Origin of the sequence: Arthrobacter sp. 2MCAF14, from assembly GCF_052115645.1 — a bacterium.
Taxonomy (GTDB): Bacteria; Actinomycetota; Actinomycetes; order Actinomycetales; family Micrococcaceae; genus Arthrobacter.
In genome coordinates this window covers 12,443-37,082 of sequence record NZ_JBFRHB010000002.1, presented here as the reverse complement: position 1 = coordinate 37,082, position 24,640 = coordinate 12,443, and the positions used below count along the sequence as shown (strand labels likewise).

26 protein-coding genes and 1 tRNA gene are annotated in these 24,640 nt (G+C 63.8%); 14 read left to right on the top strand and 13 right to left on the bottom strand.

What is annotated here, in order from left to right:
* Positions 1–60: 60 nt before the first annotated feature.
* The 4 genes from rplK to AB4074_RS02010 form a co-directional block, all read right to left on the bottom strand.
* Positions 61–489 (bottom strand): 50S ribosomal protein L11, encoded by a 429-nt coding sequence (gene rplK / locus AB4074_RS02025; RefSeq protein ID WP_028265119.1) that lies wholly within the window; start codon positions 487–489, stop codon positions 61–63.
* Positions 490–618: 129 nt separating this feature from the next.
* Entirely contained in the window at positions 619–1,455 is an 837-nt protein-coding gene (nusG, locus tag AB4074_RS02020) for a transcription termination/antitermination protein NusG (RefSeq protein ID WP_234749039.1), read from the bottom strand.
* A 114-nt stretch (positions 1,456–1,569) separates the two neighbouring features.
* The gene (gene secE / locus AB4074_RS02015) at positions 1,570–1,851 is read right to left on the bottom strand and encodes a preprotein translocase subunit SecE (RefSeq protein ID WP_059387348.1); all 282 of its coding nucleotides are present in this window, start codon (positions 1,849–1,851) and stop codon (positions 1,570–1,572) included.
* Positions 1,852–1,932: 81 nt separating this feature from the next.
* Positions 1,933–2,005, bottom strand: a tRNA-Trp gene (locus AB4074_RS02010).
* Positions 2,006–2,329: 324 nt separating this feature from the next.
* Between AB4074_RS02010 and AB4074_RS02005 the strand changes: the two genes are divergently transcribed.
* The gene (locus tag AB4074_RS02005; RefSeq protein ID WP_441411876.1) at positions 2,330–3,559 is read left to right on the top strand and encodes a pyridoxal phosphate-dependent aminotransferase; all 1,230 of its coding nucleotides are present in this window, start codon (positions 2,330–2,332) and stop codon (positions 3,557–3,559) included.
* Between the two features lie 115 nt (positions 3,560–3,674).
* Here the strand turns inward: AB4074_RS02005 and AB4074_RS02000 are convergent, their stop codons facing one another.
* The gene (locus AB4074_RS02000; RefSeq protein ID WP_236812294.1) at positions 3,675–4,346 is read right to left on the bottom strand and encodes a LuxR C-terminal-related transcriptional regulator; all 672 of its coding nucleotides are present in this window, start codon (positions 4,344–4,346) and stop codon (positions 3,675–3,677) included.
* Positions 4,343–5,701 carry an ATP-binding protein gene (locus AB4074_RS01995; protein WP_441411875.1) on the bottom strand — a complete coding sequence of 453 codons (1,359 nt, stop codon included), beginning with the start codon at positions 5,699–5,701 and terminating at the stop codon, positions 4,343–4,345. Before AB4074_RS01995 ends, AB4074_RS02000 begins: the two co-directional genes overlap by 4 nt.
* 125 nt (positions 5,702–5,826) lie before the next feature.
* Here AB4074_RS01995 and AB4074_RS01990 point away from each other — a divergent pair, with 125 nt between their 5' ends.
* The 5 genes from AB4074_RS01990 to AB4074_RS01970 all read left to right on the top strand — a co-directional run bounded on the left by AB4074_RS01990 (position 5,827) and on the right by AB4074_RS01970 (position 9,902).
* On the top strand, positions 5,827–7,287 hold the full coding sequence (locus AB4074_RS01990; protein ID WP_441411874.1) for a PspC domain-containing protein: 1,461 nt from the start codon (positions 5,827–5,829) through the stop codon (positions 7,285–7,287).
* Between the two features lies 1 nt (position 7,288).
* Complete coding sequence (locus AB4074_RS01985; RefSeq protein WP_441411873.1) at positions 7,289–7,585, top strand: hypothetical protein; 297 nt, start codon at positions 7,289–7,291, stop codon at positions 7,583–7,585.
* A 45-nt stretch (positions 7,586–7,630) separates the two neighbouring features.
* Complete coding sequence (locus AB4074_RS01980) at positions 7,631–7,888, top strand: PspC domain-containing protein (protein WP_441411872.1); 258 nt, start codon at positions 7,631–7,633, stop codon at positions 7,886–7,888.
* 158 nt (positions 7,889–8,046) lie between these two features.
* Complete coding sequence (locus AB4074_RS01975; RefSeq protein WP_234749032.1) at positions 8,047–9,072, top strand: ATP-dependent 6-phosphofructokinase; 1,026 nt, start codon at positions 8,047–8,049, stop codon at positions 9,070–9,072.
* Positions 9,073–9,170: 98 nt separating this feature from the next.
* The gene (locus tag AB4074_RS01970; RefSeq protein ID WP_441411871.1) at positions 9,171–9,902 is read left to right on the top strand and encodes a GNAT family N-acetyltransferase; all 732 of its coding nucleotides are present in this window, start codon (positions 9,171–9,173) and stop codon (positions 9,900–9,902) included.
* A gap of 79 nt (positions 9,903–9,981) precedes the next feature.
* Here the strand turns inward: AB4074_RS01970 and AB4074_RS01965 are convergent, their stop codons facing one another.
* The 7 genes from AB4074_RS01965 to AB4074_RS01935 form a co-directional block, all read right to left on the bottom strand.
* Entirely contained in the window at positions 9,982–11,505 is a 1,524-nt protein-coding gene (locus tag AB4074_RS01965; protein WP_441411870.1) for a DHA2 family efflux MFS transporter permease subunit, read from the bottom strand.
* Between the two features lie 54 nt (positions 11,506–11,559).
* Positions 11,560–12,120: a PadR family transcriptional regulator gene (locus tag AB4074_RS01960; RefSeq protein ID WP_441411869.1), complete on the bottom strand. Its 561-nt coding sequence runs from the start codon at positions 12,118–12,120 to the stop codon at positions 11,560–11,562.
* 120 nt (positions 12,121–12,240) lie between these two features.
* Positions 12,241–12,654, bottom strand: a complete 414-nt coding sequence (locus AB4074_RS01955; protein ID WP_441411868.1) for an ankyrin repeat domain-containing protein — start codon at positions 12,652–12,654, stop codon at positions 12,241–12,243.
* Positions 12,651–13,736, bottom strand: a complete 1,086-nt coding sequence (gene ygfZ, locus AB4074_RS01950) for a CAF17-like 4Fe-4S cluster assembly/insertion protein YgfZ (protein WP_441411867.1) — start codon at positions 13,734–13,736, stop codon at positions 12,651–12,653. Before ygfZ ends, AB4074_RS01955 begins: the two co-directional genes overlap by 4 nt.
* Positions 13,737–13,758: 22 nt before the next feature.
* Positions 13,759–14,481: a flavodoxin family protein gene (locus tag AB4074_RS01945; RefSeq protein WP_059387341.1), complete on the bottom strand. Its 723-nt coding sequence runs from the start codon at positions 14,479–14,481 to the stop codon at positions 13,759–13,761.
* 90 nt (positions 14,482–14,571) lie between these two features.
* Positions 14,572–15,168, bottom strand: a complete 597-nt coding sequence (locus AB4074_RS01940; RefSeq protein WP_437771075.1) for an FABP family protein — start codon at positions 15,166–15,168, stop codon at positions 14,572–14,574.
* 184 nt (positions 15,169–15,352) lie between these two features.
* The gene (locus AB4074_RS01935) at positions 15,353–16,087 is read right to left on the bottom strand and encodes a permease (RefSeq protein ID WP_441411866.1); all 735 of its coding nucleotides are present in this window, start codon (positions 16,085–16,087) and stop codon (positions 15,353–15,355) included.
* A 312-nt stretch (positions 16,088–16,399) separates the two neighbouring features.
* Between AB4074_RS01935 and AB4074_RS01930 the strand changes: the two genes are divergently transcribed.
* The 8 genes from AB4074_RS01930 to asd all read left to right on the top strand — a co-directional run bounded on the left by AB4074_RS01930 (position 16,400) and on the right by asd (position 24,564).
* Positions 16,400–17,098, top strand: coding sequence for a winged helix-turn-helix transcriptional regulator (locus AB4074_RS01930; RefSeq protein WP_059387339.1), 699 nt, complete (start codon positions 16,400–16,402; stop codon positions 17,096–17,098).
* 227 nt (positions 17,099–17,325) lie between these two features.
* On the top strand, positions 17,326–18,297 hold the full coding sequence (gene mshD / locus AB4074_RS01925; protein ID WP_441411865.1) for a mycothiol synthase: 972 nt from the start codon (positions 17,326–17,328) through the stop codon (positions 18,295–18,297).
* 105 nt (positions 18,298–18,402) lie between these two features.
* Positions 18,403–20,652, top strand: a complete 2,250-nt coding sequence (locus AB4074_RS01920) for an RNA degradosome polyphosphate kinase (protein ID WP_236812317.1) — start codon at positions 18,403–18,405, stop codon at positions 20,650–20,652.
* A gap of 11 nt (positions 20,653–20,663) precedes the next feature.
* Positions 20,664–21,632: an NUDIX hydrolase gene (locus tag AB4074_RS01915; protein WP_441411864.1), complete on the top strand. Its 969-nt coding sequence runs from the start codon at positions 20,664–20,666 to the stop codon at positions 21,630–21,632.
* Positions 21,633–21,650: 18 nt separating this feature from the next.
* Complete coding sequence (locus tag AB4074_RS01910; protein WP_441411863.1) at positions 21,651–22,454, top strand: thymidylate synthase; 804 nt, start codon at positions 21,651–21,653, stop codon at positions 22,452–22,454.
* Positions 22,451–23,038: a dihydrofolate reductase gene (locus tag AB4074_RS01905; protein WP_441411862.1), complete on the top strand. Its 588-nt coding sequence runs from the start codon at positions 22,451–22,453 to the stop codon at positions 23,036–23,038. Before AB4074_RS01910 ends, AB4074_RS01905 begins: the two co-directional genes overlap by 4 nt.
* A 2-nt stretch (positions 23,039–23,040) precedes the next feature.
* The gene (locus AB4074_RS01900; protein ID WP_437771080.1) at positions 23,041–23,262 is read left to right on the top strand and encodes an NF038396 family protein; all 222 of its coding nucleotides are present in this window, start codon (positions 23,041–23,043) and stop codon (positions 23,260–23,262) included.
* Positions 23,263–23,421: 159 nt separating this feature from the next.
* The gene (asd, locus tag AB4074_RS01895; RefSeq protein WP_441411861.1) at positions 23,422–24,564 is read left to right on the top strand and encodes an aspartate-semialdehyde dehydrogenase; all 1,143 of its coding nucleotides are present in this window, start codon (positions 23,422–23,424) and stop codon (positions 24,562–24,564) included.
* Positions 24,565–24,640: the final 76 nt, after the last annotated feature.

Below are 24,640 nucleotides of genomic sequence, written 5' to 3'. Positions count from 1 at the left end.
CGGGACTCACTTCCGGCGAGTGCTTCGTTCCTCAGCCCTCACCGTCCGTTCATTCCTCGATTATTCGACGGTGATGCCCATGGAGCGTGCGGTGCCGGCGATGATCTTGGCAGCGCCCTCAAGGCTGGTGGCGTTGAGGTCTTCCATCTTGGTGGTGGCGATCTCGTTCACCTGTGCCTGGGTCAGCTTGGCAACCTTGACGGTGTGCGGCGTGGCCGAACCCTTTGCAACGCCCGCAGCCTTCTTGATGAGCTCTGCAGCCGGCGGGGTCTTGGTGATGAAGGTGAAGGAGCGGTCTTCGTAGACCGTGATTTCAACCGGGATAACGTTTCCGCGCTGGGCTTCCGTTGCAGCGTTGTACGCCTTGCAGAATTCCATGATGTTGACACCGTGCTGGCCAAGCGCAGGACCGATCGGCGGGGCCGGGTTGGCGGCACCTGCCTGGATCTGCAGCTTGATGAGGCCGGTGACCTTCTTCTTGGGAGCCAATGTAGGTCCTTCTCTCAATAACTTCCTAGGACACAGGAGCGTGCCTCAGGTTTGTGGCCGCCATGGCAAGGCGACCGACCGCTCCGCGGCTGCTAAGCGGGCAACCGCGGGGCGAAATTCTTGGATCAACTAGATCTTGGTGACCTGGTTGAATGCGAGCGTAACCGGGGTTTCGCGTTCGAAGATCGACACCAGGACCACAAGCGTCTGGGAATCCATCTTGATCTCGGAGATCGTGGCGGGAAGTGTCTCGAATGGACCTTCCTTGACGATGACCGACTCTCCGACCTCGAAGTCGATGTCGACGGGCGTCTGGTGCTGCTTGTTGACCGGCTTGCCCTTTTCGGCCTGCTGCTCTTCGAAGACCGGAGCCAACATGGAGAAGACCTCGTCGAGGCGAAGCGGAACCGGGTTGTGTGCGTTGCCTACGAAGCCGGTAACACCGGGAGTGTGGCGGACGGCGCCCCAGGATGCGTCGGTCAGGTCCATGCGGACGAGGACGTAACCCGGAATGCGTACGCGGTTGATGATCTTGCGCTGGGCGTTCTTGATCTCAACCACTTCCTCCATGGGCACCTGGATCTCGAAGATGTAGTCTTCCATGTCCAGGGTCTGGATGCGGGTCTCAAGGTTGGCCTTGACGCGGTTTTCGTAGCCGGCGTAGGAGTGGATGACGTACCAGTCACCTTCCTGGCGGCGAAGCTTGGCCTTGAACTCCTCAGCGGGGTCGGCGGGCGCTACAGCTGCAGCGGCGGCCAGGGCGTCGGCGTCGTCGGACGCGTCAGCAGACTCGTCGTCGGCGTCGGACACCTCGGCGTCGGACTCATCGGCGTCATCGACGTCGGCAGTTTCGGGCGCAGCAGAATCGACCTCGGATCCTTCCACGGCGTCAGCCGTGGCGTGGGCCGTGCTTTCAGCGGGCCCATCCAGCTCAGTCTCAGTTACCTCGAGCTCCTGCTCAGACACTTGGTCTCCTGCTTCCTCATTGCCTAACATGCCTATTTAAATGGCTCAATTCCGCAAACCCTGCGAAATCCCTTGATTTTCCGGGGATTCCACGCGGTTTGCGGAGCGATCCGCTTAGTGGTTCGTGGTGCCAGTAGCGCCGAAAACCCATTTGATTCCCGTACCGAAAGCCAGGTCCAGGATGGTGACGACCAGCATCATGATGGCCACGAACACCAGCACCACGACTGTGTAGTTGACCAGTTCCTTACGGGTGGGGGCAACTACCTTCTTGAGCTCGCCAATTACCTGGCGAACAAAAAGCGCAATTCGAGCGAAGAGGCCGGAATCGGACTTCTTGGCAGGGCGGCCCTTCGAGCTGCTCGCAGCTGTTTCGGTCACCTGATCCTCACTCATCTATGCAAACGTCGTTGACCCGACTCTGATCAGAGTCATGGTTGCTGCGCTTGTTCCGAGCAAAACCCGGAACAGCTTGCGCAGGGCAGACAGGACTCGAACCTGCAACCTGCGGTTTTGGAGACCGCTGCGCTACCAATTGCGCCACTACCCTATGGAACGAATCCATATTTCGGCCGCACTCCATCGAAGCCAAGGAATCCAGAAGAACACGAGATTCCGGAGCCTATCTGGGGCGCGAACCATTGTGATGTTTTTCAACACCGGTGAACCAGTCTACGCAACAACGTCGCGATAGTCGAACCGGGCCATTTCCGGAGCGTTCAGGCCGTCCCGCTCGTGTGATCAGCGCTCGCTTGATCAGCCTTCACTGTCACTTTCCCGGCGTTAGCCCGATAGCTCCGCAGAACAGCATAAAGTAGATTTCGTCGAATCCCACCATCCAGCCCATGAGCTGCCCGCGAAGAACGGTGCTTTAATGTCTGCCGGAATACCAGCCGCCCGCATTTCACAGCGAATTTCCGCCATCGCCGAATCCGCCACCCTTGCCGTTGACGCCAAGGCCAAGGCGCTCAAGGCAGCGGGTCGCCCCGTGATTGGCTTTGGCGCCGGGGAGCCCGACTTCCCGACCCCCGACTACATCGTCAAGGCCGCCGTCGAGGCCGCCGGCCAGCCGAAGTACCACCGCTACTCCCCTGCCGCCGGCCTGCCGGAACTGAAGCAGGCTATCGCGGACAAGACGTTCCGCGACTCGGGCTACAAGGTAGATGCTTCCCAGGTGATGGTCACCAATGGCGGCAAGCAGGCTGTCTACAACACCTTCGCCACACTGGTTGACCCGGGCGACGAAGTAATCATCCCCACGCCTTTCTGGACCACCTACCCGGAGGCAATCCGCCTCGCCGGAGGCGTTCCCGTCGAGGTCTTCGCCGGCCCGGAGCAGGGTTACCTGGTCACCGTGGAACAGCTCGAGGCCGCGGTCACCGACAAGACGAAGATCCTGCTTTTCGTTTCCCCGTCCAACCCGACCGGCGCCGTCTACAGCGCCGAACAGGTGGCGGAGATCGGAAAATGGGCAGCGGCGAAGGGCCTCTGGGTAGTCACCGACGAGATCTATGAGCACCTGACGTACGACGGCGTCCCCTTCACCTCGATTGCCACTGCCGCCCCCGAACTCGGCGACAAGGTGGTCATCCTCAACGGTGTCGCCAAGACCTACGCCATGACCGGATGGCGTGTCGGATGGATGATCGGCCCGGCCGACGTCATCAAGGCCGCCACCAACCTCCAGTCGCACGCAACGTCGAACGTTTCCAACATCATGCAGATCGCAGCCCTGGCCGCGGTCTCGGGCCCCCTGACCGCCGTCGACGAAATGAAGGTCGCCTTCGACCGCCGCCGCAAGGCGATTGTCGCCGGACTGAACGCGATCGAGGGTGTGGAATGCCCGACGCCGACCGGCGCCTTCTACGTTTACGCCGACGTCCGCGGACTGCTGGGCAAGGAATTCCCGACGTCGAACGGTACCGCCCGTCCGTCAACGTCCGCTGAGCTTGCCTCACTGATCCTCGACGAGGTTGAGGTCGCCATCGTTCCGGGCGAGGCCTTCGGCCCCTCCGGTTTCGTTCGCCTCTCGTACGCCTTGGGCGACGACGACCTCGCAGAAGGCGTTCGACGCCTCCAGGAATTCCTCGGCCAGGCCAAGTAGCCTTCCGCTTCCACAAACGCCCGCTCACCTTGGGATATAGGTGAGCGGGCGTTTGGGTTTAAGGCGTTATAGGTGAGCGGGCGTTTGGGTTTAAGGCGCTATAGGTGAGCGGGCGTCAGAGGAGGCGGCGCTCGGCGGCCCACTTTGTCAGTTCGTGGCGACTGGAGAGCTGGAGCTTGCGGAGTACCGCGGAGACATGGGTTTCCACGGTCTTGATGGAAATGAACAACTCCTTGGCCACCTCCTTGTAGCTGTAGCCCCGGGCGATGAGGCGCATGACTTCCAGCTCCCTCGCGGAGAGACGGTCGAGTTCGTCGTCGGCGATCTCGGCCGGGGAGGTTCCGAACGCGTCCAGGACAAAACCCGCCAGCCTCGGCGAGAAGACGGCGTCCCCGTCGGCCACGCGGATCACGGCATCGGAGATCTCGGGGCCGGAAATGGTCTTGGTGACATAGCCCCGGGCTCCGGCGCGAATGACGGCCACGACGTCCTCGGCGGCATCGGAAACGCTCAAGGCCAGGAAGCTCGTGCTCCCACGCAACGGCGCGGATGCGCTGATGACCTCCCGACCGCCACCGCCAAGGCCGCCAGGCAGGTGGACGTCGAGCAACACCACTTCCGGGTGAACCTCGGCAATCACGGCGATAGCTTGCTCCACTGTTCCGGCTTCGCCTACGACGTCGATCCTGGAATCGAGGTCGGCCTTCAGCCCGGACCGGAAAATGGCGTGATCGTCCACGATCACCACACGAACCTTCCGCGCTACTTGCTCTGATAGGGCGTTCATGCTTTGGCTTCTCCGTTTCGGTTCTCTGCTTTGTCGGCGTTCTCGACGGGCAGTTTCAGGCGTACTTCGGTACCCTCGGAGCTACTGCTGATGACAGCAGTACCGCCGTGGCGCTTCATCCGTCCGATGATTGATTCCTTGACTCCGAGCCGGTCTTCCGGGACGGTATCGGGGGCAAAGCCAGGCCCGCGGTCCCTGACAAAAACCTCGCTGCCGGTGTCCGAGCTCTCGAGATAGACGGACACCGCGCCGCCGCCGTGCCGGGCGGCATTGTGCATGGCCTCCCGGGCCGCCAGGACGAGCGCTTCGTGCCTGTCTGTCATGGCGGCGTCTCCCACGCTGACGACGTCGACGGCGTGTCCGTGGGCGTCCTCGACTTCGGCTGCGGCCGCGGCAATCCGCTCCGCCAGGAGTCCCACATCCTTGGCGGCGTCCCGGTACAGCCAGGTGCGCAGTTCACGCTCCTGGGCACGGGCGAGGCGGACCACGTCCTGCTCGGAACCTGCCCGGCGCTGGATCAAGGCGAGCGTCTGCAGTACCGAGTCGTGCAAGTGGGCGGCAATCTCGGCCCGCTCCGTCTCGCGGACCCGCGCCGCCCGCTCAGCTTCAAGGTCCTTCCAGAACTTCAAGCCCCACGGCAGCAGCACCAGGGCGACGCCGCCAAGCACTGCGATCGAAGCCAGCAGCGCGAGCCAGGTCTGCTCCCACGAGCCGGAACCGGACACCATGACCAACACCCCGGCAACCACCAAGGCCAGGCCCGCGGCAAGACGGACCCAGCCGCCTGCTTGGTCGGCCTTGGTCTTGTCCACCAGCCCGGCCCGGCGCGTCTCGTCCAACTGCATCCACGCGATCGACGCTCCGCCGAGTATGGCCGCCGCCGGGATCAGCGTGCCGAGAGGGACCTCGACGCCGAACTGCCGGACGATGAGGATGGCGGCCACTAGGAGCAGGCCGGATCCGAGGAGGATCTCTTTCCCGTACTGGATGCGACGAATCCTGAACCAGGAGGCGAAGACGGGGGCCGGGGTGGACAGCGGCAGCGGCTGCGCGCCGCCGTCGGGCGCTGTTACCTCCAGAGGCATGCTCACCGAAAGGGGTATGCTCACCGCGGGAGCAATGGGCGACGCCGGCCGGCGGCTATTGTGACGGGCGCTTTCGTCGGCGGTGGGCACCATGACCCAAAGCCAGGCGTAGAAGGCCAGGCCCGCGCCGCCGGCGAACGAGGCAAGGACCATACCGAGCCGGATGTATTTCACAGGCCAGCCAAGGTGGTCCGCCAGGCCACTGCACACGCCGGCAATCATCCGGTCGCTGCTCCGGACCAGCGGCGGGCGTTGCATGGCGGTTGTCATGATTCCATCCAAACACGTATCAGGGCCTTCGGCGCTCGAAGCTAGGGCATCTCAGGGGACCACTCAGGGAACGTTCAGGGTATCCCCCAATAGAGGGCGGCGTCGCCGGGCGGCAAGATCGAAGTATGAACGCAAACAGCATGAATCCCGAGGACTCCGGACAAGCAGCGGAGCCCGGTCAACCTGAAGAATCCGGCCAGCCGGCCGGGACAGGCTCGCCGGAAGAACCGGCCCAGCCAAACGCCGCCAACAGCGGCGCCTCGCCGAACTACGCCGTTCCCGCTCCCCCGCGGAACTTCTTCAACTGGATCCGCAGCCAAGGCATCAGCCGTGGCCGGGACCGTTGGGTGGGCGGCGTAGCGAGCGGCGTCGCGCACCGCTTCGGCGTCGATCCATTGATCGTCCGCGGCATCTTCATCGTCCTTACTCTCTTCGCCGGTGTCGGCATACTGCTCTACGGCGTCGCCTGGGCGCTCCTGCCCGAACCGGACGGCCGCATCCACGCCCAGGAGGCCGGAGCAGGCCGCTGGTCCGCAGGCATGACCGGCGCCCTCATCACGACCATCACCGGATTGCCGGGCCTCGGCCGCGGTTTCTGGGGATGGGGCTGGAACGGCGTTCCTGGAATCCTCTGGACGCTGTTCTGGGTAGGCGGCACCATCTACCTGATCTACTTCTTGGTCCAGCGCAGCAAATCCCGCAACGGAAGGCAGACCATGGGCCCTCACAACTATGCGGCCGCCCCGGGTTCCCCTGGCGGAGCGGGCACCCCTGCCTCGGCAGGTTATCCAGCCGGCCCTTACAGCGCAGGCCCTTACGGTGCAGTTCCTTACAGCGCAGCTCCTTACGGCTCCGGTACTTACGGGACAGGCGGCCACTCAACTCCCGCAGGCCCCGTCAATCCCGCGGGGCCGTACCCACCAGCTGGCGTACCGAACCGCCCAGAGCGGCCGAGGCGGCAGGGACCGGGCGCGGCCATCGTAGCGGTCTCAGCCGGGGCGGCCCTGTTGGCCGGCGCAACGCTCAAGCTGCTCGACACCGGCAATGTCATCCACCTTGGCGACGCCGCGAACGCAGTGGTCTGGGCCACGGGCGCCGCGGTCCTCGGCCTCGGCATCCTTGTCGCCGGACTCCGGGGCCGCTCGTCGGGGCTGCTCGGCTTCCTGGCCGTAGCGACGCTGATAATCGGAGCCATCTTCAATATCGCCCCGAGCGCGGACCACTTCCGCCTCCAGAATGCCCAATGGAATCCCGTGAGCATCGACGATGCCCGCAAAGGCTACGACATCACGGGAGCCAACGGGACCGTTGACTTGACCAAGCTGAACCTGAGCGCGCCGTTGGCCTCCGACGTCGTGGTTCCGATGGACGTGACCGCAAGCAACATCAAGCTCGTCATCCCCTCGACCGTGCCGGTGGAGGTCCAAGCAGACATGACCTTCGCGAACCTCAAGCAGGACGGTAGCGCCGTCACCCAAAGCAACGGTGGTACCAGGGAGAGCTTCAACACTGACAAACCCGGGGCCAAGCTGGTCGTCAGACTCAACGGCACCTTCAGCAACGTCACCGTCCAGGAAGGAAACTGACATGAGCACGCACGAACCCACACGCGCATTTGAAACGGCACCCGAACCCACGGCGCAAGCCACCCGGGCCAGGGTGGGCACAGTGGTCTGGGGGCTGATTGTCGTGGCACTCGCTGCTTTGATCATCATTTCCAAGCTCGGCCTCGTGGCGCTCAACGGCAACTATGTGTTGATCGGGCTCATGATCGGGGCCGGAGCGGCACTCGTGATCGGAGGCCTCGTGTCCGCCCGCTCCCGAAAGGGCAGCGGGTCAGGCCCGGACTCCGGGGCCGGCGCCACCGATTCGGACCACCGGTAGCAAGCAGCACGTGACAAAGCAGGCACAACAGGGAAGGCTCTAGCCATGAACAAGTTCTTCAGCATCGTACGGGGCATCGGCCTGAAGCGCGGTCCGCAGCGTTTTATCGGAGGGGTGTGCGGTGGCATTGCCGCCAAACTGAATGTGGACGTGGCCTACGTCCGCATTGGCTACCTGATCTTCTGCCTGCTACCCGGGCCTGCCGTGGTGATTTACGTGGTGGCTTGGCTGCTGCTTCCCAACCAAAGCGGCACCATTGCGCTGGAATCTTTCCTCACCCAGCGTTCGCAAGGCCGGAAGTAGCACAGCCGGGATTTGTCCGTCCCGTTTCAACCCTGTTTCAAAAGTCTCATCCCCGGCGACGGTCATGGTTGTGTCCCACCCCACATTGCCCCCTACAATCATTGTGAGCTCAGCGTGGCGCTCTGCACGTATACCTCCTAGCCAGGATTTGAGCCCTCATGAAAATTGGAATCCTTACCAGCGGTGGCGACTGCCCCGGACTTAACGCCGTCATCCGCGGCGCCGTCCTCAAGGGAATTGCCATTCACGGCCAGGAATTCGTCGGTTTCCGCGACGGTTGGCGAGGCGTCGTGGAGGGCGACGTCATCGACATTCCCCGCACCATGGTCCGCGGTATCGCCAAGCAGGGTGGAACCATCCTCGGCACGTCCCGCACCAACCCGTTCGAGAACGGTGGCGGGCCGGACGTCATCAAGGCCCACATGGACCGCCTCGGCATCGACGCCATCATTGCCATCGGCGGCGAAGGCACCCTTGCAGCCGCGAAGCGCCTGACCGACGCCGGTCTGAAGATCGTGGGCGTCCCCAAGACCGTGGACAACGATCTCGACGCCACCGACTACACCTTCGGTTTCGATACCGCCGTCCAGATCGCCACTGAGGCCATCGACCGGCTGCGCACCACCGGGGAATCCCACCACCGCTGCATGATCGCCGAGGTCATGGGCCGCCACGTGGGCTGGATCGCCCTGCACGCGGGCATGGCGGCCGGCGCGCACGCCATCCTGATCCCCGAGCAGAAAGTCAGCATCGAGCAGATCACCGAGTGGGTCCAGGAGGCCCACGATCGTGGCCGCGCACCGTTGATTGTTGTTGCCGAGGGTTTTGTTCCCGACCACATGGAAGCCCCGCACTCCGAACGCGGCCTGGATACCTTCGGCCGGCCCCGACTGGGTGGCATCGCCGACCAGCTCGCCCCCGAAATCGAAGCCCGCACCGGCATCGAGACCCGCGCCACGATCCTCGGCCACATCCAGCGCGGCGGCGTCCCCTCGGCTTTCGACCGCGTCCTGGCCACCCGTCTGGGAATGGCAGCCATCGATTCCGTCGTGGAAGGCCGCTGGGGAACCATGGTGGCCCTCAAGGGCACGGACATCGAGCACGTGGGCTTCGAAGCTGCCCTGGGCAAGCTCAAGACCGTCCCGCAAAACCGCTACGACGAAGCCGCGGTGCTGTTCGGCTAAGCCGCTTCTTCAAGGGAGCCGGTTCTTCATGGAGCAGGCGGGTACCACCAGGTGCCCGCCTGCTCCTTCCTTTCCAAGGACTGCATAGACTCGATGCCATGGAACTTGATGCGGGATCGGCGGAAATTGTGCTGCTGGCCTGGGCCCGGCATTTAGGGTTCGACGACGATGCCTTCAGTTTCGTCTCCGGCTCACCTGCTGCCCGCAACGGGGAGCGGTTGGTCCGGGAAGACGAAGACGCCGAATCCATTACGTTCGTGAGGCTCTTTGGCCGCTCCGCATTGGTGGCTCCGGCATGGGCGGCGGCCGCCGCCGTCGAGCTCCCGGACGATCAGCTGAGCGAGCATTCCGTGCTATTGCGGATCAGCCGCGAACACGGTGGCCACGGGCTCGGGACGTCCGCGCTGCTGTTCGCCGACGACCTTCCCCTCTTCCAGCCGGGCGGCGAAGTCACCGTGTCCCACGGCCATCCCGAGGCGATTGAGTTGGAGGGCAGGTGCCCTCCGGACGACGTCAATGAAGTCCATCTCTCCAGGATGGACCACCATTTCACCGTGATGGATGGCAACGAACCGGACCGCAAACCGGTGGCCTGCGGCGCTTATGCGGAGTGGCAGGGGATCCTCGCGGACTTGGGCGTCCTGGTGCCGCCCGAGTTGCGCCGACAGGGGCTCGGAACCCTGGCTGCGTCGATCGCCGCCCACGAGGCGCTGGCCTCCGGCCTCACGCTGCAATGGCGGACGGCGCTGGACAACCGGGGCTCGATGGCCTTGGCCCGGAAGCTGGGATTCGTCGACGGCGGCATCCAGACCTCCGTGCTGCTCCGCTAGCGCCCTCCACTGCCCGCGAGTTGGCAGACGATGCCCTCAAAATCGCATTTTGAGGGCATCATCTGCCAGTTCGCGCGGGCTAACTGTCTTGCGAAACAGTCTCAGGCTTGGCCTCTACGGCAGTCGGCGCGCCCCAACCCTGGACGGCTTTGGGCTTGCCAAACAGCAACGCCGCTACTGCGCCCAGCAGAATCGCAAAGGCCGGCAGCAGGACTGACTGGCTCATCGCCGTCGAGAAGCCGTCATGCAGGAATTCAGGCAACTTGCCGGTGAATCCGCCTTCGCCCGCCGGGGCGGCACCTGGCGGAGCCGCGGGAAGCTCGGCCGCGAGCCGGGACTGGATGAGTGCGGCGATGGCCGCCGATCCCAGTACCGCACCGATCTGGCGCGTCGTGTTGAAGACGCCGGAACCGGCGCCTGCCGAGCGCGGCGGGAGGTTGCGGGTGGTGGCGTTCGAGACCGGGCCCCAGATGAAGCCGTTGGCCACACCCTGGAGGGCGCTGGGCAGCAGGAACATCCAGATGGGAGTGTCCGGTTTCAGAAGGGTCGAGGTCCAGAAGAGTGCACCGGACAGGCAGACCAGGCCGAAGGCGGCGAACCAACGCGGGTTGATGCGGTCGATCAGCTTGCCAACGAAAGGTGCCAGCGCGCCGGAGATCACGGCCATGGGGATCATGAGCAATGCGGACTGCGTCGGGGACAAACCGCGGACTACCTGGTAGTAGAAAATGGTGGGCAACGGGAACGCGGTGATGGTGAAACCCACCGCCATGATAGTGGTGTTTCCCAAGGAGAAGTTGCGGTCCTTGAACAGGCCCAGCGGCAGCAGGGGTTCGCCTCCGCGGCGCTCCAGGAGCCACTGCCACAAGACGAACACGGCAAGGACCACGAGCCCCGTAATGATCAGTCCCCACACGGTAATGGGTCCGCTGACGGTGCCCCACTTGTAGCTTTGGCCCTCCTGGATGCCGAACACCAGCAGGAACATACCCGCTGCGGACAGCAGCACACCCAGGACGTCGAACTTGTGGCTGTGCGTGGTCAGCTTCGGTACGAGCCGGGTCACGAGGACAAAGGCAACGACGCCGATGGGAACGTTGACGAAGAAGATCCACTGCCAACCGAGGCCGTCAACCAACACGCCGCCGAGGATCGGGCCGACGAGGATAGCCATGCCGGCCGTCGCTCCCCAGAGGCCCATGGCCGCGCCGCGGCGGTCCGGCGGGAAGATCCGGGTAATGACGGCCATGGTTTGGGGCGTCATCATGGCCGCGCCGATGCCCTGGACCACCCGGGCGGCGATCAGCATGCCGATATCGCCCGCGAGGCCGCACCACAGCGAGGCCAGGGTGAAGACCACGAGGCCGATCAGGTAGAGGTTCTTCGGCCCGAAGCGGTCACCGAGCCGTCCGGTGATCAGCAACGGGACGGCGTAGGCGAGGAGGTAGGCGCTCGTCACCCAGATGACGGCGTTGATATCGGTGTGCAGGCCCTCCATGATCCGCGGGTTCGCCACGGAGACAATGGTGGTGTCGATCAGGATCATGAAGAACCCGACCACGAGGGACCACAGTGCGGGCCACGGTTTAGCTACGTTTTCCATGGGTTTCCTTTGACTGTGCTGAATCTATTGCAAGTTGGTTCGTGGGATGGGCGGTCACCATGGCAACTGCCCGCTGCGGAGATCATTTTGGAAGCTGCGTATCCACTCGATTTCCGTCCGCAGCATGGTTTGTTGGTACTTGACGTCAATCCAGAACTTGGGCTCGACGCCTTTGGCAGCGACAGCTTCTTCACCGCGGACCAGGAAGTCGAGCTGGTTTTCCAGGTTCGCCACGCGGTGGTCCAGTAGTTCGAGTACGACGCCGGACGGCAGGTTGTGTGCCTCGGCGATCGCGTGGGGGAACACCGGGTACTCATTCACGGGTTCCGCCAGCATGTTCTGGAGGCGCTCGGTCAGCGCCTCCCGGCCGGTTCCCGTGATTCGGTAGGTGGTGCGCTCGGGCCGGTTGCCGGAGCGGTCAATGCCTGTGGACTCGACCAAACCCGCCTCTTCCAGGCGACCGACTGCGTGGTAGAGCGTACCCGGCCGGACTTTGACCAAACGGTCCTCGTGGCGGGCCATCAGGAGCTGGTACATCTCGTAGGGATGCATCGGCGCCTCGACAAGGAGGGCCAATGCAGCGACGCCCAGTGGAGTCAGTGCGGCTCGTGCCATTTCCCCATCCTCCGTGCGAACTATTCCACAACAACTATTCCACATGGAATATTTGACCGCAAGGCAGCCGGCGCGGCGAGGCCGTCACGCATGGGCAAAGCCCGACGGCCCCGCCTTGGCTTATCCGAGCAGTCCGAGAATCTCCGTGCGGGCAAACATCCGGGCGGCGTCGCGCGCTGTGGGTGCACCGGCGTCGGGATCGGCACCGGCGTCGATCAGAACCCGGGCCACCTCCGTGTAACCCTTGAAGACTGCGCCGGCCAGCGGAGTCTGGCCACGGTCGTTGGCGCCGTTTGCATCGGCACCATGGTAGAGCAGAAGCTGAACGGTTTCAGCGTGGCCATGGTATGCGGCCAGCATCAGCAGCGAGTCACCCGCGGCAGTGCGCATTCCAACTGGCGCACCGGCATTGAGGTAGCTGCGCAGGATCTGCGAGTTGCCTTCCCTGGCGGCATCGAACAAGGCATGCGCCAAGGCAATGGCCTCGTCATCGGCACCGCCCGTTTGGGCTTCGGCGCCCGTCGTTTCGCTCATCGATGGGGTCCCTTCAGGAATCCGGTCTGACGCCCCACCACCTGTCCGGCATCGGGCGCAACGATTACTTCCTGGGCGGCCGGATAAGGCTCCTCACCGTCCAGCACGGTCAGCACTTCGTGCGGGTCGACGGACCGCTTGATCAGAGCCAGTCCCACTGCCCCCATTTCGAAATGCTGGGCCACGGATGTCAGCGTACCCACCTTGCGCTCTCCGGCAAATACGACGCTGCCCGGCGCCGGAAGGGTGTGCTGCGAGCCGTCCAATTGCAGGAAAACGAGCCGCCGGGGTGGGTGTCCCAGGTTGTGGACGCGGGCGATGGTCTCCTGGCCCTTGTAGCAGCCCTTGGACAAGTGGACCGAGGTCCGCAGGAGATCGAGCTCGTGCGGAATGGTCTTCTCGTCCGTCTCCGCGCCGAGCCGGGGACGCCACGCGGCAATGCGGAGCGCCTCCGCCGCCAACGAGCCGGCGAGGGCCATGCCTTCAACGGCCGCTTCAAGCTCGACCGCGGGAATGAGGTACTCGAACCAGGGACGCTCAAGGCCGGGATGGGAGCTTTCCTCCACCACGCTGTAGGAATAGCCGCCGACGCCGATGTGCGGCCACGGGTCCTCCCAGACGAGCCGGCCGGACCACGCGTCAATGGCCTTGGTCGAGCCGACGACGGCCCAACCGGCCGACACGTCGGCCACCTCGACGCGCAACATGAAGCGCATTTTGTCGAGCCACTCCGCAAGAGGGGCAGCCTCGGCGGCTTCGACCAGCAGCCAGGTGGTCTCGCCGTCGTCCACCACGCGGGCGTCAAACTCGATGCGGCCCTGGATGGTGAGGAGCAGCAGTTCGCTCGAGACACGGGGCTGGAGGTTGGTCAGTTGCTGCGAGGAAAGGGTGTTGAGCCAGCTCAGTCGGTCAGGGCCGGCGACGGTGACAACGCCCCGGTAGGAAAGATCGACGACGGCGGTGCCTGCGGCGAGTGCGCGCTGCTCCCGCAGGGGTTCGCCGTAGTGGGCCGCGACGCCGGAGTCCTCGCCGCCGCCTTCTACAGCTCCGGGGCGCGACAATAGGGGGCTCTTGTAAGTCATATGTAGTAGAAGTCCTTGGGGCTCAGCGGTATTCCGGGTTTTCAAAATCGAAGCGTGTGCCGGCTTTCCATTCATCCGGGAGGTTGCCGTAGGCAGGAATGCCGCCGACGTCCTTGAGCATGCGGGCGTAGTGGAGCAGGTTCCACGTCATGAAGGTGGTGTTCCGGTTGGTGAAGTCGCTCTCGGGGCCACCTGATCCTTCGTCGAGGTAGCTGGGGCCGGGGCCGACGGCACCGATCCAACCGGCGTCGGCCTGCGGCGGAATCGTGAAGCCGACGTGCTGGAGGCTATACAGGACGTTCATGGCGCAATGTTTGATGCCGTCCTCGTTGCCGGTGATGAGGCAGCCGCCGACTTTTGGATAGTAGGCCCATTGGCCTTTGCTGTTGAGCTGGCCCGAATGGGCGTAGAGGCGCTCGATGAGCTTCTTGGTCTGGGAGGAGTTATCACCAAGCCAGATAGGACCGGCCACCACCACGATGTCGGCCTCCAACACGGCTGGGTACAACTCCGGCCATTCGTCAGTGGCCCAGCCATGTTCGCGCATGTCCGGATACACGCCGGCGGCAATGTCGTGGTCCACCGTGCGGATCACCTGCGTACTGACGCCCTGCTTTTCCATGATGCGCCGGCTGATGGCTATCAGTCCGTCGGTGTTGCTCACTTGCGGGGATGGCTTGAGCGTCCCGTTGAAAAACACAGCTTTGAGATCGTCATAGCTGGCAGGCTTTGTTGCTTCGTTCACTTGCTGCTCCCCTTTGGTTCGGACTGCGAAACGGGACGTTCAGTGAGACCTCTTCGGTAAGACCTTGAAGCCAGGGAACAAGCCCTCCTACTAGAGCTTGTTCAGGAAAGCTGAAGCGTGGGCCTCGAGCGACTTGCCCGGAGTGGACACATCCCAGCGCCACAACAGATTGCCATCCACGAGGCCGAAGATGCGTGTGGCCGCAGTGTATTCCTTGGAGTGGCCGCCGCGCATCACCATATCGGTGCTCATCTGGATCTGCGGCCCCTTGATTTGGCCGTAGTACAGCTCGCTGATGCCACCGGGATGGGCGATCGTCACGGTGATGTCGAACCCGCCGTCCGCGTTCCGGTGGGCCTCGACGTCGTCGGCGGTTTTCAAAACCGGGACAATTTCCGCGGGAATCAAGCCGGGGCCGCCGTCGGCGTCGAGCATTTTCCGCTCCAGCGCCCAGAAGCCTGTTTCCACCGTGAGGGGCCGCAACTTGGTGCCGTCCTCGTCGCTGAGCCAGCTTTCCGCGCGGTACTCCAGGTAGGGCAGACCGTGGTGCGTGAAGGAGACATGCTGGATGAAATGATCCGAGTCTTCTTCACCGGTTCCAAGCCGTCCCCGGCCTTCCCACTCACCAATGAGCCAGGAAAGGGGTACCAATTCGGGTGTCAGGTCGGAAGGGATTTCGATGGGCACAGCAATTACCTCAGTGGACCGGAAGGTACAAGTTGATCAAAAGCGATGGGAGCTCTACTTCTGGCCCTTGAAGAGACGGTAAACGACAAAACCAGCGAACCACGCCATCGAGAGGCTGGCCAGACCGAGGAGGACAAGGAAGAAGATTTCAAATGCAAGTACGGACATGATGCCATCCTAACTGTTAGTAGATGAGTAGTTTGTCGATGAAGTAGCACAAGGCACCGACCGCCCAGACGGGCGCGACGCCCATTCCAAGGACAGACGGGAAATTGAGGCGGCCGAGCCGAAGCGTCACCATCCGGCGGAAACTGACCAGGACCGAGCCGATGACGACGCCCACCACGATGGCGGCCACGATCGCGATATTGGAGAACACCAGGCCTGCCAGCGGAGCCACCAACCCGGCCGCCACGATGCCCAAAGGCGCCACGACCCGGTCCGGCCAGCGCAACAAGCCGACGAGGAGGGCGACGGCGGCGCTGAGAGCGGCGACCAACACCATTTCCTTGATCCCGTTGAACCTCGCACCCGCAATCCAGCCCGCGCCAAGGCAGCTCAGCAGGACGCCGGCGCAGCTGCCAAGGGTGGATTCGAGCCGTTGGGCCTGACCGGTTCCGCGAATCAGCTGCACGACGAACACCGCGATCACGCCTGCGGCGATGAAGGCGGGGGTTGCGTCGAGAAATCCGGGGGCTGGCACGAAGCCGGCAGCCAGGGCTGAACCCGCACCGCTCAGGCCGATCACGGTGGCGAGTGTTTTCTTCGCGGGGACCGCTAGAAAATGGGGCCAACCGATGCCAACCGCGGCCGACGCCAGAACTCCGACGGCGACCAGCCCTTCCGTGGGACCGTAAGAGCTGGCGACGAAAACCGCGAGCGCCACGAGGCCGACCACCCCGATGCTCCAAGACTTCACTGCGCCCCTGACCTCACTGTGTCCCTAACCTCGTTGCGCCCTCGTGGGATCCTCGATGGGCCCCATTTCGTTCCAGGCTGCGAGCAACCTCCTGCCAATCCTGCCTTATACGGCACAAATATGTCGCAAACATGGGTTGAAGGTGACACGAATCCCTGACGTTGCAGGGGCCTTTGGGTATACTCGGTTGTCAACAGCGCTTCTTGTTGCAACGCTTCCGTTACAACGGAACCACGCCCCATAAGCAGCTACCGGCCGGTGGAAACCCGGTTCAGACGCCCGATGATGCGCGGACCGCCCATTGGAGGAACTATGTCGCACATCCTGCTCCTGACGAACAGCACCGGCTCGTCGGTAGACATCCTGCCCGCCTTGGAGCTATTGAACCACCGGGTCCACATCCTTCCGGCAGAGCCAACGGCCCTGCTCGAAACCGACCCCACCGACGTCGTCTTCCTTGATGCCCGCAAGGATCTGGTAGGAGCCCGCTCCCTGACCCAGTTGCTCAAAGCCACGGGCTTGAGCGCCCCCCTCATCCTGATCCTCACCGAAGGCGGCATGGCTGCCGTCTCTTCCGCATGGTCTGTTGATGACATCGTCCTCGACTCGGCGGGGCCGGCCGAAGTCGAAGCCCGGATCCGCCTGGCCGTGGCCCGCGCCATCCCCGGCGAAGAGGAAACCAACACCGAAATCCGGGCGGCCGGCGTCGTGATCGATGAAGCGAGCTACACGGCCCGCGTGAACGGGCAGCCGCTCAACCTGACCTTCAAGGAGTTCGAACTCCTGAAGTACCTGGCCCAGCACCCGGGCAGGGTATTCACGCGCCAGCAGCTGCTCACCGAAGTATGGGGCTACGACTACTACGGCGGCACGCGCACCGTGGACGTTCACGTCCGGCGCCTGCGCGCCAAGCTGGGCGTGGACCACGAGAACCTCATCAGCACGGTCCGCAACGTCGGCTACCGCCTGACCTTGGTCCGCTTGCCGGAAGACGAGCTCACGGAGGCCTAGGCTTCCGAAACCCTTCAAAACACAGGGAAGGCCCGGACTCACTGAGTCCGGGCCTTCCCTTGCTTGAGTGGAGGACATACGGGTCGAACGTATCGAGGCCACCCCACTGGTGGATCCCCCTCGTATCCTGCTTCGCGAAGCCGGACGAGATATAGACCTTACACGGCCAACACAGTGGCCGCAAAATCCATCCCGCCAAACCGGCCGGAGACGTATAGCCTTGCAGCATGAGCCCTGCGCACCCGGAGAACTGGCCCGTCCTCGTCGTCAAAGGCGCGTCGGACAACGACTTGCTGAAAGACATCAAGACGCTGGCCGCAGCTGCCGAGGAGTCGGACGGCAATCCCCCGCTGTCCGAACAGACCCTGGTCATGCTGCGCGGAGCCGATGCCGGCGACCACTCGGTGCTCACGCTGGCCCTCTACGCCCCGGACGAGCAGTCCGATCCCGCAAGCGGCCAGGATCTGGCGGGAATCGCCGTCGTGGTTGAAGCGGACGACGGGACGGGAGTCCTGGAAATGGCGGTGCACCCCAGCTACCGCAACCAGGGTGTCGCAGGCCGGCTGTTGGACTCGCTCCGGGACAGCCGCGGGCTCGAGGGGCTGAACGCCTGGTCCCATGGGAATCACGAGGCCGCCGCGGAGCTTGCGGCCCGTTACGGCTACGGGCCGGCACGCGAACTGTGGAGGATGCGCCTCATGACCTCCACAGCGGAGCTGCCCGACGCCGGCCTCCCTGAGGGAGTCTCGTTGCGCGCCTTCGTGCCGGGTCAGGATGAGTCCGCCTGGCTGGCCGCCAACAGGGCGGCATTTGCCCACCACCCCGAGCAGGGTTCCCTGACCAGAGCCGACCTGGACGCGCGGATGGCCGAGGACTGGTTCGATCCCGCAGGTTTCCTGCTGGCTGTGAACCCGGCCGGGGAGCTGCTCGGATTCCATTGGACCAAGGTGCACCCCCGGCAAGGACCCCATCCGGCCATCGGAGAGGTCTACGTCGTCGGTGTGACCCCCGCGGCCCAAGGGCTGGGGCTTGGCAAGGCGCTCACGGTCGCCGGAATCAGGTATCTCCAGAGCCACGAGCTGCACTCCGTGATGTTGTATGTGGACGCCGACAACACCGCGGCCGTCGCCCTTTACCAGAAGCTGGGCTTCGTCCGCTGGGACGTCGATGTCATGTATGCGCCATTGACCCGGAAATAATCCGGAACCAAGGCGTATCTGAAAGGCTAGGACATCTAGGATTCCGGCACGTGGAATCCTTGTAGGGTTGAATCAAACCCCCCGCGCTGAACGAAGGAGAGCCCGATGAACCCGGACCCGGTCGGAACCACCAAAACCGAGGTCAAGGGCGCAACCTTGCCTCCCCGCTTCGGATCTTCCGAAGTCCCGGCTGCGCGGGCAACACAGGACCGAATCGACATTCCCGAATTTGCGCCCTCCCTTGAACCGGAAGGCGACATCACCCCGGACCGCTTCCTGGACCGCGAGCTGAGCTGGCTCGCCTTCAACTCCCGGGTTCTCGAGCTCGCAGAGGATCCGGACCTCTTCCTGCTGGAGCGGGTCAATTTCCTCTCCATCTTCGCCTCGAATCTGGATGAATTCTTCATGGTGCGGGTTGCCGGCTTGAAGCGGCGCATCGCCACCGGGCTCGCGGTGCCCTCCCCCGCCGGGCTAAGCCCGATCGAAGTCCTGGAGCAGATCGGCGATGCCGCCCGGAAGCTGCAGGAACGACACGCGCGCGTGTTTGCCGAGCAGATCCGCCCCGCTTTGGCCTACGAGCACATCCACCTCATGCGCTGGGACGAACTCGACGACGAGGCCCAGCACCGCTTGAGCATCATGTTCGGCGAGAAGGTCTTCCCGATCCTCACCCCGCTCGCCGTTGATCCCGCCCACCCGTTCCCATATATCTCCGGCCTTTCCCTCAACCTGGCCGTGATTGTCCGCAACCCCGTGAGCGACAAGGAACTGTTCGCACGCGTCAAGGTTCCGGACCAGTTGCCGCGGCTAGTCTCGATCGACGGACCGCGTGCCGGCGCGGTCCCGGGCCGCGTGGCACGATTCATCGCGCTCGAAGAGGTCATCGCGGTGCATCTGGACAAGCTGTTCCCCGGAATGGAAGTCATGGAGCATCACAGCTTCCGCGTCACCCGCAACGAGGACGTGGAAGTTGAAGAGGACGACGCCGAGAACCTCCTGCAGGCGCTTGAAAAAGAACTGCTGCGCCGCCGCTTCGGCCCGCCCGTCCGGCTTGAGGTCACCACCGACATCAACCCGAACATCCGTGCGCTCCTGGTGCGGGAACTCGGCGTCGAGGAATCCGAGGTGTACTCCGTTCCGGCTCCCTTGGACCTCCGGGGCCTGTCGGTCATCGGCGGAATTGACCGCGCCGACCTCCACTACCCCAAGCACGTGCCCCACACCTCGCGGTACCTGAACGAATCCGAGACCTCCAAAGCCGCCAACGTCTTCGCGGCGATGCGTCGCCGTGACATCCTGCTGCACCACCCGTACGACTCGTTCTCGACGTCGGTCCAGGCCTTCCTGGAGCAGGCCGCCGCCGACCCCAAGGTCCAGGCCATCAAGCAGACCCTGTACCGCACGTCCGGCGATTCCCCGATCGTGGACGCACTGATCGACGCCGCCGAGGCCGGCAAGCAGGTCCTGGCCCTCGTGGAGATCAAGGCCCGCTTTGACGAGCAGGCCAACATCTCCTGGGCCCGCAAACTTGAGCAGGCCGGCGTGCACGTGGTGTACGGCATCGTGGGACTCAAGACGCACTGCAAGTTGTCCCTGGTTGTCCGTCAGGAAGTGGATGGCCTCCGCCGGTACTGCCATATCGGCACGGGCAACTACCACCCACGGACGGCCCGCTACTACGAGGACCTTGGCCTGTTGACCTCCAATGAGCAGGTGGGCGAGGACCTGTCCAAGCTCTTCAACCAGCTCTCCGGATATGCCCCCAAGTCGACCTTCAAGCGGCTCCTCGTGGCGCCGCGCTCGGTGCGGTCCGGCCTGATCGACAGGATCGAGACCGAGATCCGCAACGCCCGCGCGGGAATTACCGCCAAGGTCCAGATCAAGGTCAACTCCATGGTTGACGAGGCCACCATCGATGCCCTTTACCGGGCGTCACAGGCCGGGGTAAAGGTTGACGTCATTGTCCGTGGCATCTGCTCGCTGCGTCCGGGAGTGCCTGGACTGAGCGAGAACATCACGGTGCGCTCCGTCCTTGGCCGCTTCCTGGAGCACTCGCGCGTGTTTGCCTTCGCCAATGCCAACGATCCCGTGGTCTACATCGGCTCTGCGGACATGATGCACCGCAACCTCGACCGCCGGGTTGAGGCCTTGGTACAGCTCTCCAACCGCGAAGACACGGCCGAGGTCATGGACCTGCTGCGCCGTTACATGGACCCAGGCACGGCCAGCTGGCACCTCGACAACCAAGGCCACTGGACCAGGTTCCACCAGACCGAAGACGGCACGCCGCTGTTGGACATCCAGTCCTGGCTTCTTGCCTCCCGGTCCCGCCAACGTGCAGTTGCCCGGCGGTAGGCAGCGAAAAGTTGAAGAGCGATACACCTGTTGCAGACCAGACGGACCATCCCGGGGAGCCGATCGCCGTCACGGCCGCCGGCGCTATTCCTTGGCGCGTAACCAAGGGCGCCCTTGAGGTCCTGCTGATTCATCGGCCAAAATACGACGACTGGTCCTGGCCCAAGGGCAAGCTCGACTCCGGGGAAACCATCCCGGAGTGCGCCGTCCGCGAGATCAAAGAAGAGATCGGCCTCGACGCTGCCCTCGGGATCCCCCTTCCTCCGACCCACTACCATGTGGCGGCCGGGTTGAAGGTGGTGCATTACTGGGCGACGCAGGTCAACGGGTCCATCATCAAGCCGGACGGCGAGGAAGTGGATGCCTACATGTGGGCCGCGCCGGACAAAGCGGCACGTTTCCTCAGCAACCCGACGGATGTGGGACCCCTCCAGGCGCTGGCGAAGGCACACCTGAATGGTGAGCTGGAAACCTGGCCCCTGATTCTGGTGCGTCATGCCAAGGCCAAGCCACGATCCTCCTGGTCCAAGGCCGAAGGTAGCCGCCCGCTGGCCGTGACTGGACTCCGGCAGGCGCTGGCCGTGGAACGGCTTTTGGGCGTGTGGAAGCCCCTCCGGATCGTGAGCAGTCCCTGGGCAAGGTGCGTATCCACCATCGCGCCGTACGCCAAGGCAGCCGGAGCCAAGGTGAAACTCGTGGAAGCCTTGACCGAGCACAACCACCAGAGGAGCCCGAAGAAGACATCCGCCGTCGTCGAGGGCTTGTTCGACAAGCAGCGCGGGGTTGCGCTGTGCACCCACAGGCCGGCACTCCCCACCGTCCTGAAGACGCTCGGCGAGCGTATGGGCCCCGAGCTTCACGGGATGCTGCCTGCCCAGGATCCGTACCTGGCGCCTGGCGAGATGATCGTGTGCCACGTGGCCCGGGCAAACGGCCAGCGCGTTGTGGCCGTGGAACAGATCAAGCCCTTCGACGACTGACTCCAGTAAGCTGGGTGCGTGAGCATCCCAACCCCATATGAAGACCTCCTGCGCGACGTCATGGCCAACGGCACACATAAGGCGGACCGTACGGGCACCGGCACGCGGAGCGTTTTCGGCCGCCAGTTGCGCTTCGATTTGAGCCAGGGTTTCCCGCTCATAACCACCAAACGGGTGCACTTCAAATCCCTCGCGCTGGAGCTCTTGTGGTTCCTCCGCGGCGAGTCGAACGTGGAGTGGCTCCAGGAGCAGGGTGTCACCATCTGGGACGAATGGGCGGACGCCGACGGCGAACTCGGCCCGGTGTACGGCGTGCAGTGGCGCAGCTGGCCGACCCCCGATGGCGGGCACATTGACCAGATCGCCGAGCTTATGAAGGGCCTGGCCGCCAACCCGGATTCGCGCCGGCACATCGTTTCGGCATGGAACGTGTCCGAGATCAAGGACATGGCCCTGCCGCCGTGCCACGCGTTCTTCCAGTTCTACGTAGCCGACGGCAAGTTGTCCTGCCAGCTGTACCAGCGTTCGGCAGACATGTTCCTGGGCGTTCCTTTCAACATCGCTTCCTATGCTCTGCTGACTTGCATGGTGGCCCAGCAGCTGGGCCTTGAGCCCGGCGATTTCGTGTGGACCGGCGGGGACGTCCACGTCTACGACAACCACGTGGAACAAGTCACCGAGCAGCTCTCCCGGGAGCCTTACGAGTACCCGCAACTGCGCTTCGCCCGCAAGCCGGACTCGATCTTCGACTACACCTTCGAGGACTTCGAAGTAGTCGGCTACCGCCACCACCCCTCGATCAAAGCGCCCGTGGCGGTATGAACACCCACGAAACTCCTGCCGCGGAAACGCTTTCCTCCGGGGAGGACGCGGAAACGCTCAACGGAATCGGCCTGGTCTGGGCACAGACGGGCAGCGGAGTGATCGGCAAGGGCGGGACCATGCCTTGGCACGTTCCCGAAGATCTGCAGCATTTCAGCCGGCTGACAAAAGGACATCCGGTCATCATGGGCCGGAAAACCTGGGAGTCCTTTCCGGCAAAGTACCGGCCCTTGCCCGGCCGCACCAATATCGTGGTGACCCGGCAACACGGCTGGGCGGACTCGCCCGAAGCACGTGGCGCCGTCGTGGTTTCATCCCTTGACGCAGCCCTGCTCGAGTCCCAGTTCGCACCGGGCGGCCAGAATGTCTGGATCATTGGCGGCGGCGAAATTTACCGGCAGTCCATGGATATCGCGAATGTCGCCGTCGTCACGGTTATCGAAACCGACACCGACGGCGACACTTACGCGCCGGAGTTCGGCGAGGCCTGGAATCTTGAGGCGACGGAGCCGGCTGAAGGCTGGCTGACGTCCAAGAACGGCACCAACTACCGGATCGCCACATGGCGCCGGACGGAAGACTGAGAATGCTGAAGAAACCTGAGACCCTGTTCGTGCTCGGCTACATGTTGTTGCCGCTCTTCGCGCTCCTGTCCGCGATCGTTGGACTCACCATGATCCTGGGCGGCAACAAGATCCTGGGAATCATCGTGCTTGTAGTTGTGACCCAGGTCTTCGCTTTTGGCGCCTTCTACGCCCTGCGCGCCCGCAAGGCGGCCCTGCTGGAAGAACCCGACTCCGGCAAGTAAGGCTCTGTGTGCCCTGCCCAACTAACTCGCATTAGTTGTCGTTATGAACGCCCAAAACGGCATCTACTGCCAGTCAGTTGGGTCCGGGAACCGCCGTCGCGGATTTCCTCGTGACGTAACCGACAGCGGCTGGGAGCCGCGAAAGTCTAGACTGGTTCAATGACTACAGCAGCTAATCCGTCCGTTGGACTGGTCGGTTGGCGTGGCATGGTCGGCTCCGTCCTGATGCAGCGCATGCAGGAAGAAGGCGACTTCGCCAACATCAACCCGGTATTTTTCTCCACCTCGAACGCTGGAGGTGCCGCGCCGTCATTTGCCGACGGCTCAGGCAAGCTCGAGAACGCGTTCGATATTGAGACTCTTGCCAAGCTGCCGATTATTGTCACGGCCCAGGGCGGCGACTACACGAAGAAAGTCCACGGTGAGCTGCGCGGCCGCGGCTGGGACGGGCTGTGGATCGACGCCGCGTCCACCCTGCGCATGAACGACGACTCCATCATCGTGCTGGACCCCATCAACCGCGACGTCATCGACGCAGGCCTGTCCGGCGGCGTGAAGGACTACATCGGCGGCAACTGCACGGTTTCCTGCATGCTCATGGGGCTCGGCGGCCTGTTCAAGAACAACCTGGTCGAGTGGGGTACCTCCATGACCTACCAGGCGGCCTCGGGCGGCGGTGCCCGCCACATGCGCGAACTGCTCAATCAGTTCGGCACCCTCAACAACGAAGTCAGCAGCGAACTGGACGATCCGGCCTCGGCGATCCTGGAAATCGACCGCAAGGTCTTGGCGACCCAGCGCTCCGGCGTCGACGCCACCCAGTTCGGCGCGCCGCTGGCCGGCTCCCTGATCCCGTGGATCGATGCCGACCTCGGCAACGGCCAGTCCAAGGAAGAGTGGAAGGCCGGGGTGGAAACCAACAAGATCCTCGGCACGGGCAACGGAAAACCAGGCAAGGACCATGTGGTCATGGACGGCCTCTGCGTCCGTATCGGCGCCATGCGCTCCCACTCCCAGGCACTGACGCTCAAGCTGCGCGAGGACCTGTCCGTCGCCGAAATCGAGAAGCTCCTCGACGCTGACAACGAGTGGGCCAAAGTCGTTCCCAACACCAAGGAAGCCTCCATGGCGGACCTCACCCCGGTAGCCGCCTCCGGCACCTTGGAGATCCCCGTGGGCCGTATCCGCAAGCTCGAGATGGGCCCTGAGTACATCAGCGCCTTCACGGTGGGCGACCAGCTCCTCTGGGGCGCTGCCGAGCCGCTGCGCCGCATGCTGAAGATCGCTACGGGCACCCTCTAGGACTCCTGCACGAATATCTGCACTGGCCCGCTGTCCAGTCGCTGCCCGCGACTGCATGGCGGGCCGGCGGCGTTTT

What these genes read in the sequence shown, in the direction of transcription:
- secE (WP_059387348.1), bottom strand. Translation starts at nt 1,851, where the DNA reads ATGAGTGAGGATCAGGTGACCGAAACAGCTGCGAGCAGCTCGAAGGGC.
- AB4074_RS02005 (WP_441411876.1), top strand. Translation starts at nt 2,330, where the DNA reads ATGTCTGCCGGAATACCAGCCGCCCGCATTTCACAGCGAATTTCCGCC.
- AB4074_RS02000 (WP_236812294.1), bottom strand. Translation starts at nt 4,346, where the DNA reads ATGAACGCCCTATCAGAGCAAGTAGCGCGGAAGGTTCGTGTGGTGATC.
- AB4074_RS01995 (WP_441411875.1), bottom strand. Translation starts at nt 5,701, where the DNA reads ATGACAACCGCCATGCAACGCCCGCCGCTGGTCCGGAGCAGCGACCGG.
- AB4074_RS01990 (WP_441411874.1), top strand. Translation starts at nt 5,827, where the DNA reads ATGAACGCAAACAGCATGAATCCCGAGGACTCCGGACAAGCAGCGGAG.
- AB4074_RS01985 (WP_441411873.1), top strand. Translation starts at nt 7,289, where the DNA reads ATGAGCACGCACGAACCCACACGCGCATTTGAAACGGCACCCGAACCC.
- AB4074_RS01980 (WP_441411872.1), top strand. Translation starts at nt 7,631, where the DNA reads ATGAACAAGTTCTTCAGCATCGTACGGGGCATCGGCCTGAAGCGCGGT.
- AB4074_RS01975 (WP_234749032.1), top strand. Translation starts at nt 8,047, where the DNA reads ATGAAAATTGGAATCCTTACCAGCGGTGGCGACTGCCCCGGACTTAAC.
- AB4074_RS01970 (WP_441411871.1), top strand. Translation starts at nt 9,171, where the DNA reads ATGGAACTTGATGCGGGATCGGCGGAAATTGTGCTGCTGGCCTGGGCC.
- AB4074_RS01965 (WP_441411870.1), bottom strand. Translation starts at nt 11,505, where the DNA reads ATGGAAAACGTAGCTAAACCGTGGCCCGCACTGTGGTCCCTCGTGGTC.
- AB4074_RS01960 (WP_441411869.1), bottom strand. Translation starts at nt 12,120, where the DNA reads ATGGCACGAGCCGCACTGACTCCACTGGGCGTCGCTGCATTGGCCCTC.
- AB4074_RS01955 (WP_441411868.1), bottom strand. Translation starts at nt 12,654, where the DNA reads ATGAGCGAAACGACGGGCGCCGAAGCCCAAACGGGCGGTGCCGATGAC.
- ygfZ (WP_441411867.1), bottom strand. Translation starts at nt 13,736, where the DNA reads ATGACTTACAAGAGCCCCCTATTGTCGCGCCCCGGAGCTGTAGAAGGC.
- AB4074_RS01930 (WP_059387339.1), top strand. Translation starts at nt 16,400, where the DNA reads ATGTCGCACATCCTGCTCCTGACGAACAGCACCGGCTCGTCGGTAGAC.
- mshD (WP_441411865.1), top strand. Translation starts at nt 17,326, where the DNA reads ATGAGCCCTGCGCACCCGGAGAACTGGCCCGTCCTCGTCGTCAAAGGC.
- AB4074_RS01920 (WP_236812317.1), top strand. Translation starts at nt 18,403, where the DNA reads ATGAACCCGGACCCGGTCGGAACCACCAAAACCGAGGTCAAGGGCGCA.
- AB4074_RS01905 (WP_441411862.1), top strand. Translation starts at nt 22,451, where the DNA reads ATGAACACCCACGAAACTCCTGCCGCGGAAACGCTTTCCTCCGGGGAG.
- AB4074_RS01900 (WP_437771080.1), top strand. Translation starts at nt 23,041, where the DNA reads ATGCTGAAGAAACCTGAGACCCTGTTCGTGCTCGGCTACATGTTGTTG.
- asd (WP_441411861.1), top strand. Translation starts at nt 23,422, where the DNA reads ATGACTACAGCAGCTAATCCGTCCGTTGGACTGGTCGGTTGGCGTGGC.